Origin of the sequence: Salegentibacter lacus (assembly GCF_020164555.1) — a bacterium.
In the GTDB taxonomy this organism is placed as follows: domain Bacteria; phylum Bacteroidota; class Bacteroidia; order Flavobacteriales; family Flavobacteriaceae; genus Salegentibacter; species Salegentibacter lacus.
In genome coordinates this window covers 268851-289706 of sequence record NZ_JAIQZB010000002.1, presented here as the reverse complement: position 1 = coordinate 289706, position 20856 = coordinate 268851, and the positions used below count along the sequence as shown (strand labels likewise).

Here is a 20856-nt window from a genome sequence, read left to right as displayed (position 1 = left end):
ATTTGTAAAAGGTTTAAACTATGTAGAAGAAGGTATCAAAGCTTACCAAGAAAAAATACTACTTAATAAACAAAAAAGCTTATTCAAAATGGCAAAAGAAATGAACATGGTAATCAGCTATAAAACAGCAACTTGAAAAATACGTCAATGGTAATTTATTTTCAGGATCTAACAAGATATAATTTTAGTAGAGGCTTAGAAGCTGAAACAAGTTCAGCTTGACGGAATAAAGAATTTCCAGGTTATTACAACCTATCCCTTTCGGCGGCATCTATGCTTCGTTGGTTGTCTTCTAGCCTAAAGTTTCCGAAGTTATATTTAAATCCCACCCGCACATAACGCATTTCCTCCCGTGCAAAAAAGGAATTATCCTGATTCAAATATTGGGAAGTCAATCGTGTATTGGTATTATTAAAAATATCGTTGATATTCAGGCTTAATTCTGCGCGATTATTCCAAAGTGTTTTTCTTAATCCAAGGCTTAAAGTTGAAAACGGATCGAAATTATAAGAACCGGAGATATAATCTGAAACATAAGTAAAACTTAAATTTCCTGAGAAAGTTCCATCTTTTGAAAGGGTAAATGAATTATACAATTGACCAAAAACGGCATCAATCTCATTGGTAACCTCAGCATTATTGCTTTCAACCGCTAAAAAGGTATTCTCTTCGTGGAAAAGTGAAGCATATAATTGAGCATACCACCAACCGGTAATTGATCGGCCATGTAAAATATCCAAACCGTAGCTTTTACTTTCCAGTAAATTAGCCTGCATTCTTCTTATGGTTAGATTTTGATTATCCTGAAAAGCTAAACTTGCTGGCGATCTTCCGTTATCGCGATAATAAACATCGAAAAAATACTGCCCTAAAAGCGTATAATTCAGATTGATATTATTGCTAATTGCCGCACGTAAATTCGGGTTTCCGGCATTAAAATCGTTTTCATTCAGAAAATATCTAAACGGATTCAAGCTTTCATATCGTGGGCGTTCAATTCTTCTACTATAATCCAGCGTAAAACTATGATTATCTGAAGCGCGGTATTGCAAATAAGCAGTAGGAAACAGTTCAAAATATTCCTGAAGGTTTTGCTGATCTGTAGAAAAAGACATTCCTAAAAGATCTGTATATTCTCCTCTTAAACCGGCTTTTGCACTCCACTTTTCCCAATCTCTGGAAGCGCTGGCATAAGCGGCATAAACCTTTTCATCGTAATGAAATTCGTCTGAAAGATTATCATAAAGATTTTCGAGACTTTCTGCATCAAAAAAATCGATTCCACTTTCTGAATCTATGCTGGATAATTTTAATCCGCTTTCAAAGGCAGTTTCTCCAAGGCTGGTACTTAGATCTATTTGCGCGGTAAAAATGTTAATATCCTGAATTGCTTCGGTATTAAAAGCGATGTTATTAACAAATTCTTCATTTAGCGAAAAATATTCGGTAGCAACCCTTTGGTCACGTTCCTGATCAAATTTGGTATAGTGCGCACCGGCCGAGACATTTCCGCCATTATCGAGCGTATGTGTATAAGTAAAGTCTAAGGCGATATTACTGTCATCGGTACTTACATCACTATCGGTAATAAAGTTTGAAAATGCAGTATTTCCCATAGCGGAAACATCGGTTTGCACCGAATTATCAAAAGTTTTATCGGGTGAATACAGGAAATTAGAAGAAAAACTCAGTTTATTTTTTTCGTCAAAATCATAATCCATGATCACATTGGCGTTATGTGCCTGCGAACGGGTAATTCTTTCAAAGTCGCTCACCCACCTTTGTCCGCCTTCCTGGTTTGGGCTGAAATTGATATAACTATCGTCCCGTTTTATCTCTTTTCGCGGACTAAAAGTATAATTAGCAAACACATTTAGTTTATCGCCTTTCCAATAATGACTGGTTTCTATTTGGTATTTAGGAACAATTCCCTGCGTATAATTGCCTTCTACACTTCCTTTGTAGCCTGGAGAAATAGCAGAAGTGGTATTGATATTTAAAATCGCTCCACCTTCAGCTTCATAGCGTGCCGGTGGATTCGTTATCACCTCAACCGACTTAATATTTTCTGCCGAATAGCTTTGTAAAAGGGTTTGCAATTCATTCTCGGTAAGCTGAACTTTTCGATCGTTAATATATACCGTTACGCTAGAATTCCTCACCTGTAATTGCCCCTGGCTCATAATTACTCCAGGCGTTTGGCGCAAAATATCCCAACTGTTTCCGCTAGAAAGCGTTGAGTTTTCAACCTCAAAAGTAATACGGTCTATACTTCTGGTAATTTTTGGCTTTCGGGCGTTAATGGTAACTTCTTCTAAGCTTGAAGCTCCTTCTTTTAAGCTAAGTTCCCCTAAATTTTTATTGGATTTAACTGATATATTCTGAAAATACTCCTCGTAACCTATAAAGCTTACCTTTAATAAATAATCGTTTGAAGCAATTTCCTGAAACGAGAACTCCCCATTTTCTTCTGAAATGGCACCCCTATAAACTGAAATAGAATCTTTAGCATCTAATAAAATAACATTGGCAAAAGCAATAGGTTCATTGGTTTCGGTAACCAATTTTCCTTTTACAGAATGTTGTGCTAATAAAGAACTCGTAAATAAAATAAGTAGGGTAACAAGAATTGGGGGGTAATTTCTGGTCATAAATATTGAATGGTTTTTAGGAAAAGCTTCCAAATATAGTTTTTCCTATAAACTTTTCACACCAATGTCACGTTAAAAACCATTAATCGTAAATATAAGCGACTAATTTCTTACTTCTTATTTGTTTATCGAATCGTATAAAATCTGCTGAATATTGGTGCGGGTATTTAAACTGTAAAGTCGGGTGTTTTCCCTAGTGGGAAGTACTCTGTTGGAAAGGAAAAGATAAAGCAAATCTTCTTCGGGATCTACCCAGGCATAAATTCCGGTAAAACCGGTATGGCCAAAACTCGCTTTGCTTGCATCTTTAGCAGTATTACTGCTCTCTCCTTTATATTCTAAATAAGGCTTATCAAATCCGATCCCGCGATGATTATCGTTTTCGGGGAATTGAGTGGTACTCCAGTTTTTTAGAGTTTCCTCTTCAATGTAGCGCTCCCCGGCATATTCGCCCATATTCAGGTACATCTGCATCAGTTTTGCCAAATCGTTAGCGGTAGAAAAAAGTCCTGCGTTGGCCGAAACCCCACCCATCATGATCGCACCTTCGTCGTGTACCATTCCGTGAATTGGTTTATGGCGAAACAAATAATCATGTTCTGTGGGTACAATTCGGCTTTTTTCGAAGCGTTCAAGCGGATTATAGCCTAAAGTTGTGGCCCCCAGTTTATCGTAAAAATTCTCGTTAATATATTTTCTGAAATCTTCCCCGGAAATCTCTTCTACAATAGAAGGTAGCAAGTAAAAAACCAGCCCCGAATATTTGTATTTCGCCTCTTCTTCCAGCTCAGATTTTTTGATTCCTCTAAACATTTTCTTCTGATAGTTGCGATGCAACCACAAATCTTCGCTCACTTTAACAGGAAACCTTCTGGAAGAATCTTTTTTAAAAGTGTACCACTTATAGCTACCGTTTTTACGAAGTGTATTTTTCCAATAAGGGATCCATGGTTTAAACCGCGCCTGGTGGGTAAGGATTTGCCGAAAAGGAACTCCCGCTTTATTAGAATTTCTGAAATAATGCAAATAATCGTCTATTGAAGCATCAAGACTAAACTTCCCTTCATCCTGCAATTTCATTAATGCCGGTAAAGCCGAAGAAATTTTGCTTACCGAAGCCAAATCGTATAAATCGGTTTTCTTAACTTTTATGGTATCACTGTATTCATGGTAACCGTAAGCTTTGTGTAAGACTATTTTCCCATCTTTAGCGACTAGAATTTGCCCTCCCGGCGTCGCTTTTTTTTTAATAGCTTCCTGTATTAAGGAATCCACACCACCAAAAAGTACTTCAGAATTCATTCCGGCATCTTCGGGAAGGGTGTATTTAAATCTTATTTTTCCTTTTATATCCAACCCGTCTCCAGATTTGAATTTTTCCCCAATACTCACCGGAAGTCTTCCATTTGCTCCCACTCCGCCAAAAATAAGTTGCGCGGCGAGATCTTGTGTGGTTTGGCTATCCTGATAAGTTAAAATCAAACCGGATGCATTTTCAATCTTATCCAGTTTATTTATAGAATACGGATTTTTAAAATAGCTAAAAATCGTATGCTCCTTTTCTGAAAGTTCTGCGATAAAATCCTGCACAGGTTGTGAGAATTTCATAGTATTCCGCGGAAAACGGCTATCATCGTGAATTCCCCCAATTACCAGATTGTACTCAGAAAGTTTTTCTTTGATTTTCGCTATGTCTGAAGCTTTCGCATCAGCCTTTAACTGGAAATTTTTCACCTCGGTGTATAGGTTCAGGGTTTTCTGAAATTCGGTTTGTTTTGTAGCTCCAAAAGAAATCGCGGCAACCTTTAAGGTATCAAGTTTTCTTAAAGGCAAAATACTTTTATCATTTTTCAATACTGTAAGCGAAGCTTCTACCAATTTTCTGTTCAGGAATTTTGCTTCGCCGGTATTAATTTCTTTCAGGATATTCTTAGGACTTTGCTCCTGATATTCATTTAAACCAACCCATTGTTTTACCGCAAGGATCTTTCTTACCCGCTCATCAAGCTGTTTTTGTGTGATTAACCCCTTCTTAATTGCTTTACTAACCTCATCTATTGCTTTTGGAACATCTTCTGTAAACTCCAAAAGATCATTTCCAGCAAGAATCGCATCTTTATCTACAATCCCAGGTTCGTTTCCTTTGGTTACGCCTTTCATATTCATTGCATCGGTCACGATCAAACCCTCAAAACCTAAACTATCTTTTAGAATTCCTGTGATAATAGATTTGGATAAAGTTGAAGGTACTCCGGTAGAATCCAGTGCGGGAATATTTAAATGAGCTACCATTACACCACCAATTCCGGCATTTATCAATTCTTTAAACGGGTACATTTCCAGGGAATCTAATCTTTCAAAAGGATGGTTTATCTGCGGAAGCGCATAATGAGAATCGGTATCGGTATCCCCGTGGCCGGGAAAATGTTTGGCAGTAGTAAGCAAATTTGCGTCTTGCATCCCACGCATATAGGCTATTCCTTTTCGGGAAACGTTCTTTTTATCTTCCCCAAAAGAACGGAAATTAATTACCGGGTTATTCGGGTTATTATTTACATCTACCACCGGAGCAAAATTGAGGTGAAGTCCGGTGCGTTTTATTTGTCGGGCAACTTCCTGTCCAAGATCATAAACCAAACTATCGTCCCGAATAGCTCCCAAAGCCATTTGATACGGATAACTTATGGTATTGTCCAGTCGCATTCCCAGTCCCCATTCAGCATCGATAGCTCCTAAAAGAGGAACTTCGGAAGCCAATTGGTAATCGTTCATCAGTTTTAACTGCGTCTCGGGATCACCCTGGAAGAAGATCAAGCCACCTATTTTGTATTCATTAATATGTTTAAGAATTTCTTCTTTATGCGCATTATTCCTGTTTGAATAAGCCGCCACCATAATAAGTTGTGCAATGCGCTCTTTTGGTGTAAGCTCTTTCATTATAGAGTCTACCCATTTACTGTTGGTATATTGAAGAAATTCAGGTGATTTTTTAGTGCTTTCCTGGGCCTGAAGTGTGAGCCCGAAAAAGGCCATTAAAAAAATGAATAAGCGTGATATTTTATTTCTCATTATTCAGCAATTGAATTTATACTTTAATATAGATACGTTTTTTGTGTAACCAGTAACCAAGCAGCCACATAAGCAGCATATAAGAAATGGCAAACAGCAGCGAGGCGTTATAATTGTTTAGCCAGCTAAGATATAAGTTTTCATAAAGCCAGGATTTTAAAGCCTGTTCGTTAACATAAATTATGTTCATAAGCATTACTACGAGGCCAGACATTACAAAAACAAACAAAGGATTCTTTCCGAAAGCCTCGAAGAAAGTGGTCCATTTTTTAAAATTGAAAATTTCAATAACCAAAATTAGGGCTGAAAGCACTAAAAGGGTCCAGCCTGTGCTATATAAAACATAAGAACTGCTCCAGATAGGTTTATTTATAGGAAACCAAATATCCCAAATTTGCGCTACAATCAGTAACAGGACTCCATAAATACTTAACTTGATTACCGTAGAAATATTATTCCCTGATCTTTGAATAAAAACGCCCGCCACATAACCTGCAATTACATTTACAAGTGCGGGAAGCGTACTTAATAAACCTTCAGGATCAAAGGGAAGACCATAACCTTTATAAAGATTGGCATCGTTAAATATTAATTGATCAAACTTCAGCGCGGCATTATGCTCTAAAGAAAGCGGATTAGGCTGGTCACCAAAGAACCACATAATTGCCCAGTAGCCAAGTAAAATTAGGCATCCAAAAATGATGGATTTTTTCAGTTTTAAATAATGAAGAATTAGCGAGGCAAAAAGATAGCAAAGAGCAATGCGCTGCAAAACTCCCATAATTCGCATATTCGCTAAATTCTTAAAAACCAATTCCCCTTCCTGTCTAAATACAAACGGAAACGCGCTCAAAAACAAACCAATAAGAAATATAAGTGCGGCTCGTTTAAATACCTTTTTTAAAAAAGCACTTTCAGAAATACTCTCATACTTGCGTAGGCTAAAACTCATCGCATTGCCAATTACAAATAAAAAAGAAGGAAAAACCCAATCGGTTGGAGTAAAACCATCCCAGGGAGCATGTTTAAATGGCGCATAAATATGCAACCAGCTTCCCGGTGTATTCACCAATATCATAAGGGCCACGGTAAGTCCACGCAAAACATCCAGGGCTAAATAACGCTGGTTTTTGCCTGTTTCTGCTTCCTCAAATAATTTATTGGCATCAGTCATTCTCCTCTATGGTAATCCTAAAAGTTGGTAGTTGGATTTGAAAATTCGACTTTGTATTATTCCATAAAAATATAAATTTCGATTAAATAATCGATCTTTTATAAAAAAATAGAAAAAGTATTTTTAAAAATAATTTTTTTATATACTTTTAAATTCTAAATAAATTCATTTTTTTTAAAAGCTTAAAACAAACCATTAATGCTTTTATTTTAAAATATGACAACTCAAACTATGCCAACAGATCTACATGATTTTTTTATAGATGAAAAGAAACTCTCTAAAATTAATAATGTAGAGCGAAAAAAATTCCTCCAGAAGTTAAAGATCATCAAACATCTGTTTCTAAATGGAGAAACCTCTAATGCCGAAGTTTGCCAGCGCTTTAATGTAAGCCTGCCAACCTCCATGTCTTTACTCAATCAACTTATTGAAGAAGGCATAGTGGTAAAAAAAGGTCGGGGGAAATCTGAAGGGGGCAGGAAACCAGATCTTTACGGACTTATTGAAAATTCGTTTTTTGTGGTGAGTATTCATATAGAACGATTTAGAATTAAGTTGGCGATAATTGATAATAACCATACAATTATTCACGAAAAATCGTGGCCCTCAGAGATTTCTTCAGATTCTAATATCGTAGATATCCTATATGAGTGGACCAAGGAATTGCTGAAAGAAGCTAAAGTGAAACTGGACCAGGTAATGGGTGTTGGTATAAGCATGCCTGGACTGGTTTCGGCTGAAGCCGGCAAAAACTTCACGTATTATTTAAGCGAACAGGAACCCGAATCGCTTAAAGATAAATTTGAGAAAAAGTTTAAAAAGCCAGTGGCTATTTTAAATGATGCAAAAAGTGCTTGTTTAGCTGAATTTCGTTTCGGCACAGCCAAAAATAAAAGCAATGTTTTAGTGATTTCTATGGACTGGGGTATTGGCCTGGGAATTATTATGGGAGGAAGAATGCATTCGGGTGAATCGGGTTTTGCAGGAGAATTTGGGCATATCCCAATGGCAGAAGACGGCTTGCTTTGCCACTGTGGAAAACGCGGTTGCCTGGAAACCGAAGCTTCGGGACTTGCTTTAGTTAGAAAAACCAAAGAAGGTTTAAAAGCAGGACAAACTTCGGTTTTAAACAATCTAAAAAAAGAAGAACTGGAAAAACTGGAACCGGAAACTATTATAGATGCGGCCAACCGTGGCGATCAGTTCGCGATAAATGTGTTATCTGAAATAGGAATAAACCTTGGAAAAGGAATCGCAATCCTTATTCAAATCTTTAATCCGGAATTAGTGATTTTGGAAGGAAAAATAGCGGAAGCAAAACAATTTATTACCACCCCAATTCAACAATCAATGAATACTTACTGTATGATGCAGCTTAAGGAACGCACCAAAATAGAACTTTCTACCCTTGGAGCGAATTCCAGTTTATACGGCGGTACCATAGCAGTAATGGACGATATATTTAAAGACCAGGTTAGCCTGGTAAAATCCCAAATTAGCTAAAAAATTATGGCCAGATTAAATCTTTTAGAAGAAACACGTTTTGAGAAACTACCGGTAAAAGTTTATGAAGATGAACATATTGCCTCAAAAAAGGTCGCCAAACGAATTGCAGATCTTATTAGACGTAAGCAGGACAATCATGATAATGCGGTATTGGGCCTTGCAACAGGTGCCACCCCGGTGGAAGTCTATGAAGAGTTAATTAGAATGCATAAAGAAGAAGGGCTTAGTTTCAAAAACGTGATCACCTTTAATTTGGATGAATATTACCCGATGCAGCCAGATGCCAAACAGAGCTACGTGAAATTTATGGACGAAAATCTGTTTAATCATATAGATATAAAAAGAGAGAATATTCATATTCCAGATGGGACCCTGGCCAAAGAAGATATTACCGACTATTGTCTGTCTTATGAAAATCAAATTGGCGCTGTTGGCGGTTTAGACCTTCAGCTACTGGGAATTGGTAGAACCGGTCACATTGGTTTTAACGAACCGGGTTCTGCTCCAAATTCAGGAACGCGGTTGGTAACTTTAGACGATTTAACCCGTAGGGATGCTTCGCGGGATTTTGGAGGTAAAGAAAATGTGCCTACCAAAGCCATAACTATGGGAATTGGTACCATTTTTAAGGCAAAAGAGATCATTTTAATGGCCTGGAGCAAGAAAAAAGCGCCCATCATTAAAAAATCGGTTGAAGGGGAAATGTCTGGAAATGTACCTGCAACTTACCTTCAGCTTTCAGATAATGTAGAATTTATTTTAGATGAAGATGCGGCTTCAGAGTTAACAAGATTTAATACGCCGTGGTTAGTAAAAGACTGTTCCTGGGATAAAGCGCTAATTAAAAAAGCGGTAATCTGGCTTTCTTCCGAAGTTAAAAAACCTATTCTGAAACTTACCGACGAAGATTACAACAATAACGGAATGGCACAGCTTGCCACTGAGCAAGGTCCCGCTTACGATATTAATATTGATGTTTTCAACCAACTACAGCACAGCATTACCGGCTGGCCAGGTGGAAAACCCAATGCCGACGACTCTCAACGACCGGAGCGTAAAAACCCAGCAAAAAAACGCTCCATTATATTTTCACCCCATCCCGATGATGATGTAATTTCTATGGGCGGCACATTTATAAGACTGGTAGACCAGGGACACGATGTACACGTTGCGTATCAAACTTCCGGGAACACCGCTGTTTGGGATACCGATGTGTTACGCTATGTAGAATTCGCCATAGATTTTAAGAAAAGTACTGGGGAAGATACCGAGAATTTAGAAGCTACTTACGAGAAAATGCGTGCCTTCATTGATAAAAAAGAACCTAACGATATAGATTTGGACGAAATTAGGGACGTAAAAGCTTTTATTAGAAAATCTGAAGCAATTGCTGGAGCTCGTTATGCCGGGTTAAAAGATAAAAACATTCATTTTATGGCACTGCCATTTTATGAAACCGGAAAGAGGAAAAAAAGTCCGGTAACCGATAAGGATGTTGAACTTACCATGGATTTGCTTAAAGAGGTAAAACCTCATCAAATATTTGCAGCCGGTGATTTTGCCGATCCTCACGGGACTCATATTGTTTGTTTCAGGATTATCCTGGAAGCCATGAAAAGGCTTCGAAAAACCGAAGCATGGACCAAAGACTGCTGGTTGTGGATGTACCGTGGCGCCTGGCAGGAATTTGAAGTTCACGAAATTGAAATGGCAGTACCGCTTTCTCCTAAAGAAGTGCAACGAAAGAGAAATGCTATTTTCCAACACCAGTCACAAAAAGACCGACCTGTATTTCCCGGGGACGACGAAAGAGAATTTTGGGTAAGGGCCGAAGAAAGAAACCGCGAAACGGCAGAAAGTTACGATAAACTTGGTTTGGCTAATTATGAAGCTATGGAAGCCTTTGTTAAATGGAAATTTGAATAATTCCAATAACGAAGTTAAATCAATGAAAAAATTAATTCCTGTTTTTTATTTAATAATGGCCATTGCTATTATTTCCTGCGGAAGTAATCCTTACGCAAAAACCAATCGTTTACATAAAAAACAGGCAAAGGCTTACAGCAAACAATTACAGCAGTTCCCCACCCCGGAAAACCAGAAAGAATCCGCACTCAATTATGGTGACTACTGGGTGGGAACTACTAATTTTAATTTGCGCAAACCAAATTATGTAGTAATTCACCACACCGCGCAAGATTCTGTTCAGCAAACCTTAACCACTTTTACCCTGCCAAGAACCCAGGTAAGTTCGCATTATGTAATTTCCAAAAACGGTGAGATTTTTCATATGCTGAACGATTATTATCGCGCCTGGCACGGTGGAATTGGGAAATGGGGCAACAATACCGATTTAAATTCCTCTTCCCTGGGAATTGAAATTGATAATAACGGCGAAGAAGAATTTACCGATCTTCAAATTATTAGTTTAATTGAATTGCTCGAGAAAATCAAAGAGAAATACAGCATTCCCGCTGAAAATTTTATTGGCCATTCTGATATCGCCCCTTCCAGAAAAGTAGATCCAAATGCTGATTTTCCATGGAAACGCTTAGCCGAAGAAGGTTTTGGATTATGGTATGATGAAGCTGAAGTGGAAAATCTTAAGCTTGAAGCTGATTTTTTTAAACCAAATCCTTTAGTTATAGGGCTTAAATCAAAGCTTAATACTAGAATTCATTTTCTGGATAAATTGGTGTTTCCTGAAGTAATTCCAGCCGGTTTCAATGTTGAAAATGCATTAAAAATTATAGGCTATGATACCTCAGACCTTGAAGCTGCAAAAAGCGCTTTTAAACTTCATTTTGTACAAGAAGATTTAGACAAGCCTTTTGGGAAACACGATCTAAAAGTGCTTTACCAGCTACATAAGAAGTATTTGTAATAGAAAAACCTCAAAGGTAAAGGTTTTAGAGAAACGTGATAAGTTTAAATTTTGATGTCCTATGCCTCTTAGTTTTACGTCAAGCTGAAACAAGTTCAGGATGACGATTTCAATAACATTTATATAGTCCTGTTCGAAAGCATCAGTTTTAATTTTACAAACGTTTACATCTTCACTTCTTCAGCTTCTGAAAATGTAAATAAGTCTGAATCTTTTAAGTAGATCAAACCTTTATCCTCCTTATTTAAAATCCTTTTTGAACGTAAATATCGATTGTAGTTGTATTCATCAAAATCTTCAGCTTCGGTATCAAAATTACTAATGTGCACCTCACCCATGGAATGAATGAATTTGTTATCTCCAATCCACATTCCTACGTGAATTACACGTTCTGAAGTAGAATCTGTTGCAGGTTTTCCGAAGAAAAGTAAATCGCCTTTTTGCAGATTTTCAAAATTCTTTTTGGTATCTACTACCTCCCCAGTATGAATTTGCTGGGAAGCATCACGGGGGATAACCATCCCATTAAGGAAAAATATGGTTTTGGTGTAACCACTGCAATCCACCCCTTTTGGCGAAGTGCCGCCCCATAAATAAGGCAATCCCATTAATTTTTTAGAAGTTTCTACCAAATCTTCTTCGGTTTGGTCTAGAGAAGTCAGCCAATCCTGGTAAGGTTGCGCATAAGCTTTCTCTACAAAGGCTTTCTTTCCATTTGGATATTCCACCTCGTAGAAATTGTTTTGTTCGTTTACGAGCTCTAAAATATTCCCTGCCACAAGATCGGAAACTGTTTGTGAATCGGGATTTGGTTCGGTATAAGAATTTCCGGTGGGTTCGGTAAAAATTAATTTATCATTGGATTTCCATTCTAAAAATTCTTCTTCGGTCATATTCTGAATTCCGCCGTAATCTACCCAGGCCAGGTAACCTTCGGGAGTTTGAATGTAATACCAACTTCCCTCCTTTTTATAAACTTTTACAGGCATTCCCAAGGTTGCCTGGGTAACCAATTGAGCCGAATGCTTTGGAGCATCACGTAGATTTGCGACAGAAATTTTTACAACCCCGTGAATTTTATTTTCTAAACCTTCAGTATCGGGAAGCACCCGAATGCTATCGGTAAATTTTATGTTTTCTGATTGTAATTTTTCCTTTAGGGAAGCAACAGCTTCAGGATCGTTAGATTCTCCTCTTAAGACATAACCATCTCCATCTTTTTCGGCTTCCACATCAAAAAGGGCAACCCGCCCGTCCGGGGCATATTCTTCCTCCACCTCGGTAATTTGATTTTCGAGTGGGTTTCCTTCTTCTTTTTCAACCCTTTCTTCGCAGGAAGCGAAAAGGAAAAGCGTTAAGAGGAAGAGTAAATTAGGTGTTTTAAGTATGTTCATTTTATCAGTTTTATTATTTGATTTTGCCACGAATTCAAAATACTGCAATAAATATTTGGAAAAATATACTCATTTCTCGATATAAAATTCTTCTAGAATTTCACTCGAACTGACAGCTTCTTTTCAAACCTACAAGGTTAAAAAATCTTGCAGGAAATTCTTTTACAATTCGTGTATTAGTGGCTTAATTTGACTTTTTATATAATTCAACTCCGGTGCCGTCTCTATCTGGAAAATGCACTTTTTCGTTGTAGACTTTTACACCATCGGCGATATCGTTTTTAATTAAAAGTCCGCCGTCCATATCTACATAATCCAGAAGCGGCAATAATTGTGCAATTGCTGAAATTCCCACCGTAGATTCAGTCATACAACCAACCATGACTTTTAATCCTAGAGATTTTCCTTTTAAAATCATTCGCTTTCCGGGGGTGAGGCCGCCGCATTTAGTGAGTTTAATGTTTATTCCGTGGAAATACCCTGCACATTTCTCAACATCGCTTTCTTCAATACAACTTTCGTCGGCAATAAGTGGCAAAACCGATTCTTTGTAAAGTTGTTCCATTCCCTCCCAATCATCGGCCTTTAAGGGTTGCTCCAAAAATTCAACATTTAATTCCTTTAAAGCTTTTGCATTTTCTATGGCTTGATCAGCCGTCCACGCGGCGTTGGCATCTACTCTAAAAGTGGCGTCAGTATGTTTTCGCAGCTCTTTTACAATGGCAACATCGTCTTTAGTGCCCAGTTTTATTTTATACAAAGGCCAGGGAAATTCCTTAATTTTCTGCACCATTTTTTCAAAGGAATCTATCCCGATAGTATAATTCGTTAGTGGAATATTTTCCAGATTCAAGCCCCATAATTGGTAAAGCGGCATTTTATTTCGTTTTCCGTGTAAATCGTGCAGGGCTATATCCAAAGCACATTGCGCAAATGGATTATGATTGAGTCGTGGCCAGGTAAGTTCCCAGATCTCCTCAGGGGTTTTATCTATATTTTTGGCAAGTAACGGTTCTAAATTTTGAATATCTTCCTGCATTTTTTTAATGCTAACCCCATAATACGAAGTTGCGGTAGCCTCACCATAACCGGTATAATCCCCATCTGTTACCGCTACGATTAAAGTCGGTTGAAAATCCCGCGAACCGTGACTTATAGTAAAGGTGTTCTTTAATTCAAGATTATATGGATAAAACTTTAGCTGCATTTTAGAATATTATTCGATTAAAATACCATTATCCTTCGCTCTGTATAAAGCGAAAAGCCCCAGCATAGTAATGGCTGCATTAACCAATAAAATTTCAAATCCAAACTGATAGCCGTTGAACCAGGCTTCAGAATTAAAATCTAAAATTACTGAAATTATAGGGGATAAAATACATATCACCGGCACCCATTTATCGCGTAACAGGTTTTTACTCAACAAACCATAAGCGAATAAGCCCAACAGTGGACCATAAGTAAATCCGGCTACTTTAAAGACCGCACTTACCACGCTGCTGTCGTTTACAGCATTAAAAGCAATAATTACCAAAAACATTAAAACAGTAAAGCCAATGTGAACCATTAACCTGGTTTTTTTCTGATTTTTTTCTTTTTTCTGAATATCAAGAATATCTACACAAAAAGAAGTGGTAAGCGCTGTTAGAGCTGAATCTGCACTGGAAAATGCAGCTGCTGTAATTCCTAAAAGGAAAACGACACCAGCCAAAATTCCAAAGTGATTTAAGGCAAGCAATGGATAAAGATCGTCTGTTCTTTCTGGAATTGCGATTCCCTGATCCATGGCGTATTTATAAAGCAAAACCCCGAGTGCTAAAAACAGTACGGTAGAAAAGAAAAATACAATTGAAAACCAGAAAATATTCTTTTGCGCTTCCCCTTTGTTTTTGCAGGTAAGGTTTTTCTGCATCACGTTTTGGTCCAGCCCATTCATTGCGATGGTAATAAATATTCCTGCCAGAAAACTCTTGTAAAATGCATTGTTGGAACGCCAGTCCCATTCAAAAATTGTAGACTTTTCACTGTTAGCAACCGTTGCAAAAACGTCGGTAAAACTTAGCTCCATATGGTCTGTGATCATACAGATACTTATCACCACTGCCAGTAATAAAAAAGTGGTTTGCAGGGTATCTGTCCAAACGATGGTTTTAATTCCGCCGCGATAAGTGTAGAGCCAAATTAGAGCAATAGTGATCATTACCGTTACCCAAAAGGGAATTCCGAAGGCATCGAAAAAAGCGATTTGTAGCACCAATGCCGCTAAAAATAATCTAAATGAAGCGCCAATGGTTTGAGAAATAAGAAAAAATGAAGCCCCGGCATAATAAGAATTCTGCCCGAAACGATCTTTTAAATATTCATAAATAGAAATTAATTTCAGCTTATAAAATAGTGGAATTAACACCAGAGCAATTACGGCGTAACCCACCATGTTTCCCATTACAAACTGCAAATAATTCCAGTTGGAATTACCCACTTCCCCGGGCACCGAAATAAATGTGACCCCAGATAAAGTAGCGCCAACCATCCCGTAGGCTACTAAAAACCAGGGTGACTGACGGTTAGCTGTGAAAAAAGTATTGTTATCGGCTTGTTTAGAAGTAAAATGGCTAATAGCCAGCAGCAACACAAAATAGCCAGCGATTACGCCAAACACGAGGATAGGGCTCATAAATTGTTATTTCAATTCTATTTCTATGAATTCACTCTGGTTGCCGGTTCGATCTACTGCGGTTACTCCAATCTTTTGAAGTTTAATCTTCTTCTCCCCTACTTCCTTCTGTAAATCCTGACTTCTTTTTTCTGCATTTAGGATTTTATAATCCCAGTTTCCGGTTTCATATTTAAAGTAAACTACCCATTGTTTTATATCGGAATCATCTTCTACGCCCCAGGTAATTTCAATTTTATCGCGATTTTCATTAGCGGTAACATTTGGAATTTCCGGAGGGGTATTATCTAACCACGGGCTGGGCGGTACCAAAGCTTTCTTTTTATACGGCCCTTCTTTTATAGCTTTTGCAAGTTCCTTATATTTTAAAAGAGGGTCAATACTCCAATGTACGGCGCCTTTACTTTCCGGAAGCATTCCGCGGGTAATCATAATCTGGTTAATAACTTCTGTGATATGCATCTCATCTCCTTCACCACCCACATTCATGCCCGGCCAAAGATGGCGCTGTTTGGTATTTTCACTTTTCCACCAGCCCAGTAGTTCTGGGAAACTCTGCCCAATCTGACTTATTTTCCAGTACAACTGTGGGGTATAATAATCTATCCAGCCCTCATTCAACCATAATTTAGCATCGGCATACAGTTTATCATATTGATCGTAACCCTGTACTGACTCAGGATAACCGGGACGCCAGATTCCAAACGGACTTAAACCGAATTTTACGTGTGGTTTTTCAGCTTTTATTTCCTCATAAATTCTTTGAATAAAAACATTTACGCTTTCACGCCGCCAATCCCCACGGGATAATTCGCCACCGGCGGCTTGGTAGGCTCTCCAGCTTAAATCGTCGGGAAAATCTTTGCCGTTATTATAAGAATCGTAGGGATAAAAATAATCGTCAAAATGAATGCCGTCTACGTCATAGCGTTTTACAATATCCATCACTACTTCACTGGAGCGATCTTGCGTTCCCTTTTGAGCAGGATCCATCCACCACATTCCATTTGCCAGCTCTACCACAAGATCTGGATTGGTTTTAATAACCGATTTTTCACTGATTTCCTTTCCTGTAGTGTGATGCGCACGGTAAGGATTTAACCAAACGTGCAATTCCAATCCGCGTTCGTGAGCAGCATTTACCCAGAATTTTAGAGGGTCGTAATATGGTTCGGGTGCTTTTCCCTGTTCTCCGGTGAGAAAATATGACCAGGGTTCTATTTCACTGTCGTAAAGTGCATCAGCCTGCGGACGCACCTGAAATACTACAGCGTTAAAATTGTGTTCTTCTAAAAAGTCTAAGAGTTCCAGGGCTTCTTTTTGTTGCTCTGAAGTAGAAAGCCCGGGTTTACTGGGCCAGTTAATATTAGCAACGGTAGCCACCCAGACGGCTCGAAATTCTTCAATATTTTTAGGAGTTTTTGGATCCCACTTTACTTCATCCTTTTGTGGAGTTTCAGGAGCCTCAATTTCTTCAGGGATTTCTTTAACTACCTCTTCTGGTTCAGGTGTCGCCGGAGGTTGAGGTTGAGGTTGAGGTGCATCTTTCGCTGTTTTACAGGAAAAGAAAAACATAAATAGCACAAGTAGGGAAAGAATTGTTTTATTCATAGCGTAGGTTTTGGAATTAACGGTAGATGATATTTTAAATTGGCTAATACAAAAAATTAAGCTTTACGGGAAGCCACAACTGCCGCTCGTACACTTCCATGTTTTTGAAGTAATTGAGCAGCTTCTTGCTCTTCGACCCCCAACTCTTCCATAATCATTCGGGTTCCTCGGCCTACCAACTTTTTGTTGGAAAGCTGCATATCTACCATTTTATTGCCTTTTACCCTACCTAATTTTATCATCACACTGGTTGAGATCATATTCAAAACCAACTTTTGAGCGGTTCCGGCTTTCATTCTTGTGCTTCCCGTAACGAATTCCGGGCCGGTGATCACTTCAATAGGAAATTCACTGGCTTTTGCCAAAGGACTTCCGGAACTGCAGGTGACACAGCCTGTAGCAATTCCCTTACTTCGTGCTTCTTTTATGCCGCCAATTACATAAGGCGTGGTCCCTGAAGCAGCGATCCCTATCAAAACATCCTTTTCTGAGATTTGATATTGTTGAAGATCTTTCCAGGCTTGCTCTGTGTCGTCTTCGGCACCTTCAACAGCATTTCTAAGGGCTGTATCACCGCCAGCAATTAAACCGATAACCATTTGATCTGACACTCCGAAAGTTGGCGGACATTCTGAAGCATCTAAAACTCCTAATCTTCCGCTAGTTCCAGCACCAATATAGAAAAGCCTGCCACCAACTTCCATCTTGGCTACGATCTCATTTACTAGTTTTTCTATGGCCGGAATTTGTTTTTCAACATTTTCAGGAACAGTTTTATCTTCTTTATTTATATTGCTTAAAAGGTCTGCAGTACTCATTTTCTCCAAATCATTATAATTTGAAGTCTTTTCTGTATCGGGATTATTGTTTGTCATTTAAATTCAGTTAAATTAATTTGCCCATTTAGAATCTGGCATAAACTCTGAAAAAACACCTTTGTTGCGATCGCTGTTCCAGTTTACCTCGGGGCTTCTAAAATAATTTACATCCATAAGGTCAAGGCGCAACCCGTGCCGTCCTAGACGTTCTATAAAGTCCTTATAATCCTTATTTTTATTCTCAGTCCATCCAACTTCGGCCATTGCAATGCTCCTAGGCCAAAACCTATCATCTGCAGCCTCGTCAGAAAGCACCATCTCGGTCCAAAGTGGTGCCTCTACTCCTATCGTGTTTGGATTTTTTGCTTTAAAAGTATAAGCGTCTTTTAAAGAAACTCCTCTTTCCTGACACCAGTTATTGGTCATTTCCTGACCAGGAACGTTTGCGTGGTCAAAATAGAAGCTGGAACAAATAGACTCTATAACAGGAGTATTCACCACACTTTTCGTTTTCCCATTCCAACGCTGACTGATAAAAGTGCTGTCTACTGCTGCTTGCGTTACTTCCTCCCATCCAATAGTAGTTTTTCCTAAATCTCTAACAATAGAATCTGCTTTAACAACGAATTCTTTATAACGTTCATCTTCAATTTCATCTCCTCCAATATGTAAATAATCTCCTGTGGTAATCTCTGCCATTTCTCCTAAAACCGTGGCTACAAAATCATATATCTCAGGCTTATCAAGACATAGCTTACTCCATCCTACTTTGTATTCATGGAATAATTCTGGCGGAGTCGCCATTCTGGGTTCTATATTGCCGAATTCATCACAGTTTAATTCGGGATAAGCCATTAAAGCCGAATAAATGTGCCCCGGCATATCAATTTCTGGAACAATAACAATTTTTCTAGCTGCAGCATATTCCTGAATTTCTTTATATTCCTCCTGAGTTAAATAACCTGAGCGTCCACCTTTTACGGCGCCTTTACTTCCAAGTTCGGTTAATTTAGGTTTCTGTTTTATTTCTATACGCCAACCCTGGTCGTCGGTTAAGTGTAAATGAAGTCGGTTTAATTTATAGAAAGCCATCCTGTCCAGGTGCTTTTTAATATACTCCGGACCAAAAAAACTACGAGCTATATCCAGCATAGAACCGCGCCACTCGTACTTTGGCCTATCGGTAATTGATACCTGCGGAAGTTTAATTTCTTCAGAAACTTTTTCATTTTCAATTTCAGCCGGAAACATTTGACGCAACGTTTGTATACCATAGAACAAACCAGCTTCTGAAGCTGCTTCTATACTCACAATGCTTGATGAAATATTTAAATTGTAACCTTCTTCCCCCAAGGTTTCTTTCAGATTTGGGTCAAGATTAAGACTAAAACCGTTACAATCTTCTCCCCGCATCGTATAACTTTGCGTATAAGTATTTTTCAGCAATCTTTGCAGCCAGGCAGCCGATGCTTGTGCACCAGAATTAAAACAAACCACTGTTCTTTCCTGAAGTGTGAAGAAATCTTCTTTCCACTCAACTTCTGCCGGCTGCGGGATGATTGCCGGTTTTTCAGCTTCGGGTTCTTGTGCGGATAAACCCAGCTGAAAAAACACTAAAAAAACTAAACTAACACTTAACTTTAAGCTTTTCATAATATGAGATTTTACTTTATTTTATGTCCTTTTGCGGCGAAAAACCAGATGTATAAATAACTCGGAATTACTATCCAATAAGCCGATTGCGGATCAAAAGTATCAGCCAGATAACCGTAAATCAGCGGTAAAATAGCTCCACCGGCAAGTGCCATGATTAAGAATGAAGATCCTATTTTGGTAAATCTACCCAACCCGTGAAGTGCTAAAGGCCAAATTGCTGGAAACACCAAAGCATTAGCTAAACCTAAAAGTGATATACAAAGCACTGAAATATATCCATCGGTAAAAATTGCGGCTAAACCGAGAATAATTCCAAGTATACCCGAAATTTGCAATGCTTTTTGCTGACTTATATATTTAGGAATGGTAACCGTACCTATCAAGTAACCCACAATCATAGCGATAAGGGTGTACGTGGTGAAATATTTAGCGACATCTGTTGCAATATCATGTCCATCACGGGCATAGCTAATTACGGTATCTCCTGCAATTACTTCTACTCCAACATAAAGAAACATCGCGAGAGTACCCAACAGTAAATTCGGAAACTGAAGTACGCTGGTTTTACTTTTATTTGCTGCCGCAAGGGTATCATCTTCCCCATCGGTTTCAATTTCAGGTAAGGCTGAATAATAAATAAGCACTGAAAGCCCAACCAAAATTACGGCCATAATTACATATGGAGTGATCACCAGCGAAGCAAGTTCATCTAACTCCGCTGCTTTCGCAGCCGCACCCATTCCTTCCAGCCTCGCTTCTATCGCGTCCATATTTTTCAGCAAAATCGCACCAAAAATAATTGGAGCTAACGCACCTGCAACCTTGTTACAAATTCCCATTATGCTAATTCGCTTGGCCGCGCTTTCAATAGGCCCAAGAATTGTGATATAAGGATTTGCTGCAGATTGAAGTAACGCGAGTCCTGTTCCCTGAACAAACAATCCAAAGAGAAACATTGCATATGTTCTGGACAATGCCGCGGGTATAAAAATTAAAGCACCTATAGCCATAACCACAAGGCCCAGTGACATTCCGTTTTTAAAGCCTGTTTTCTTTAAAACCCAGGCAGAAGGGATAGCCATTACAAAATAGGAGATATAAGATGCAAAAGCTACGAGATAAGATTCAAAGTTATTTAACTGGCTGGCTGTTTTTAAAAAGGGAATAAGTACAGAATTTAGCCAGGTAACAAATCCGAAGATGAAAAATAACACTCCAATTATAACGATAGATCTACTGGTGTTATTCTGGTTAGTTGCGGTTTCAGCTGCCATAGGTATATTATCTTATGTATTGTTAGTATTTTATTTGAGTTAAACTTAACGCGTTTTTAGTAAAATTCTAACAAAAATGTTTCTTACAAAAAAAAGAAACTTTTTTACAATTACTATATACTTAAGTAAGTTTTTTTATAATTAA

Annotated in this window: 13 protein-coding genes; 3 read left to right on the top strand and 10 right to left on the bottom strand. The window is 38.3% G+C overall.

Annotated elements, in window-relative coordinates:
* Positions 1–245 precede the first annotated feature (245 nt).
* The 3 genes from LB465_RS02775 to LB465_RS02765 all read right to left on the bottom strand — a co-directional run bounded on the left by LB465_RS02775 (position 246) and on the right by LB465_RS02765 (position 6894).
* Positions 246–2651: an outer membrane beta-barrel family protein gene (locus tag LB465_RS02775; RefSeq protein ID WP_224466723.1), complete on the bottom strand. Its 2406-nt coding sequence runs from the start codon at positions 2649–2651 to the stop codon at positions 246–248.
* 117 nt (positions 2652–2768) lie between these two features.
* On the bottom strand, positions 2769–5720 hold the full coding sequence (locus tag LB465_RS02770; protein WP_224466721.1) for a glycoside hydrolase family 3 N-terminal domain-containing protein: 2952 nt from the start codon (positions 5718–5720) through the stop codon (positions 2769–2771).
* Positions 5721–5736: 16 nt separating this feature from the next.
* Positions 5737–6894 carry an acyltransferase family protein gene (locus tag LB465_RS02765; protein WP_224466719.1) on the bottom strand — a complete coding sequence of 386 codons (1158 nt, stop codon included), beginning with the start codon at positions 6892–6894 and terminating at the stop codon, positions 5737–5739.
* 216 nt (positions 6895–7110) lie between these two features.
* On the opposite strand from LB465_RS02765, the gene LB465_RS02760 reads away from it, so the two are divergent.
* Genes LB465_RS02760 through LB465_RS02750 form a run of 3 tightly spaced genes read left to right on the top strand, consistent with a single transcriptional unit; the run spans position 7111 to position 11284 of the window.
* On the top strand, positions 7111–8397 hold the full coding sequence (locus tag LB465_RS02760; protein WP_224466717.1) for an ROK family transcriptional regulator: 1287 nt from the start codon (positions 7111–7113) through the stop codon (positions 8395–8397).
* 6 nt (positions 8398–8403) lie between these two features.
* Positions 8404–10326 carry a glucosamine-6-phosphate deaminase gene (gene nagB / locus LB465_RS02755; protein WP_224466715.1) on the top strand — a complete coding sequence of 641 codons (1923 nt, stop codon included), beginning with the start codon at positions 8404–8406 and terminating at the stop codon, positions 10324–10326.
* Between the two features lie 22 nt (positions 10327–10348).
* Positions 10349–11284, top strand: a complete 936-nt coding sequence (locus LB465_RS02750) for an N-acetylmuramoyl-L-alanine amidase (RefSeq protein ID WP_224466712.1) — start codon at positions 10349–10351, stop codon at positions 11282–11284.
* 164 nt (positions 11285–11448) lie between these two features.
* On the opposite strand, the gene LB465_RS02745 is transcribed toward LB465_RS02750, so the two are convergent.
* From LB465_RS02745 to LB465_RS02715, 7 genes are all read right to left on the bottom strand, one after another.
* Positions 11449–12678 (bottom strand): C40 family peptidase, encoded by a 1230-nt coding sequence (locus tag LB465_RS02745; RefSeq protein ID WP_224466710.1) that lies wholly within the window; start codon positions 12676–12678, stop codon positions 11449–11451.
* Between the two features lie 184 nt (positions 12679–12862).
* Positions 12863–13885, bottom strand: a complete 1023-nt coding sequence (locus LB465_RS02740) for a dipeptide epimerase (protein WP_224466708.1) — start codon at positions 13883–13885, stop codon at positions 12863–12865.
* 9 nt (positions 13886–13894) lie between these two features.
* Positions 13895–15352, bottom strand: coding sequence for a sodium:solute symporter (locus tag LB465_RS02735; protein WP_224466706.1), 1458 nt, complete (start codon positions 15350–15352; stop codon positions 13895–13897).
* 6 nt (positions 15353–15358) lie between these two features.
* Entirely contained in the window at positions 15359–16963 is a 1605-nt protein-coding gene (locus LB465_RS02730) for a glycoside hydrolase family 10 protein (protein WP_224466704.1), read from the bottom strand.
* Between the two features lie 56 nt (positions 16964–17019).
* On the bottom strand, positions 17020–17838 hold the full coding sequence (gene murQ / locus LB465_RS02725) for an N-acetylmuramic acid 6-phosphate etherase (protein WP_224466702.1): 819 nt from the start codon (positions 17836–17838) through the stop codon (positions 17020–17022).
* Positions 17839–17853: 15 nt separating this feature from the next.
* The gene (locus LB465_RS02720; RefSeq protein WP_224466700.1) at positions 17854–19434 is read right to left on the bottom strand and encodes a beta-N-acetylhexosaminidase; all 1581 of its coding nucleotides are present in this window, start codon (positions 19432–19434) and stop codon (positions 17854–17856) included.
* Positions 19435–19445: 11 nt separating this feature from the next.
* Positions 19446–20711, bottom strand: coding sequence for a sugar MFS transporter (locus LB465_RS02715; protein WP_224466698.1), 1266 nt, complete (start codon positions 20709–20711; stop codon positions 19446–19448).
* Positions 20712–20856: the final 145 nt, after the last annotated feature.

What these genes read in the sequence shown, in the direction of transcription:
- LB465_RS02775 (WP_224466723.1), bottom strand. Translation starts at nt 2,651, where the DNA reads ATGACCAGAAATTACCCCCCAATTCTTGTTACCCTACTTATTTTATTT.
- LB465_RS02770 (WP_224466721.1), bottom strand. Translation starts at nt 5,720, where the DNA reads ATGAGAAATAAAATATCACGCTTATTCATTTTTTTAATGGCCTTTTTC.
- LB465_RS02765 (WP_224466719.1), bottom strand. Translation starts at nt 6,894, where the DNA reads ATGACTGATGCCAATAAATTATTTGAGGAAGCAGAAACAGGCAAAAAC.
- LB465_RS02760 (WP_224466717.1), top strand. Translation starts at nt 7,111, where the DNA reads ATGACAACTCAAACTATGCCAACAGATCTACATGATTTTTTTATAGAT.
- nagB (WP_224466715.1), top strand. Translation starts at nt 8,404, where the DNA reads ATGGCCAGATTAAATCTTTTAGAAGAAACACGTTTTGAGAAACTACCG.
- LB465_RS02750 (WP_224466712.1), top strand. Translation starts at nt 10,349, where the DNA reads ATGAAAAAATTAATTCCTGTTTTTTATTTAATAATGGCCATTGCTATT.
- LB465_RS02745 (WP_224466710.1), bottom strand. Translation starts at nt 12,678, where the DNA reads ATGAACATACTTAAAACACCTAATTTACTCTTCCTCTTAACGCTTTTC.
- LB465_RS02740 (WP_224466708.1), bottom strand. Translation starts at nt 13,885, where the DNA reads ATGCAGCTAAAGTTTTATCCATATAATCTTGAATTAAAGAACACCTTT.
- LB465_RS02735 (WP_224466706.1), bottom strand. Translation starts at nt 15,352, where the DNA reads ATGAGCCCTATCCTCGTGTTTGGCGTAATCGCTGGCTATTTTGTGTTG.
- LB465_RS02730 (WP_224466704.1), bottom strand. Translation starts at nt 16,963, where the DNA reads ATGAATAAAACAATTCTTTCCCTACTTGTGCTATTTATGTTTTTCTTT.
- murQ (WP_224466702.1), bottom strand. Translation starts at nt 17,838, where the DNA reads ATGACAAACAATAATCCCGATACAGAAAAGACTTCAAATTATAATGAT.
- LB465_RS02720 (WP_224466700.1), bottom strand. Translation starts at nt 19,434, where the DNA reads ATGAAAAGCTTAAAGTTAAGTGTTAGTTTAGTTTTTTTAGTGTTTTTT.
- LB465_RS02715 (WP_224466698.1), bottom strand. Translation starts at nt 20,711, where the DNA reads ATGGCAGCTGAAACCGCAACTAACCAGAATAACACCAGTAGATCTATC.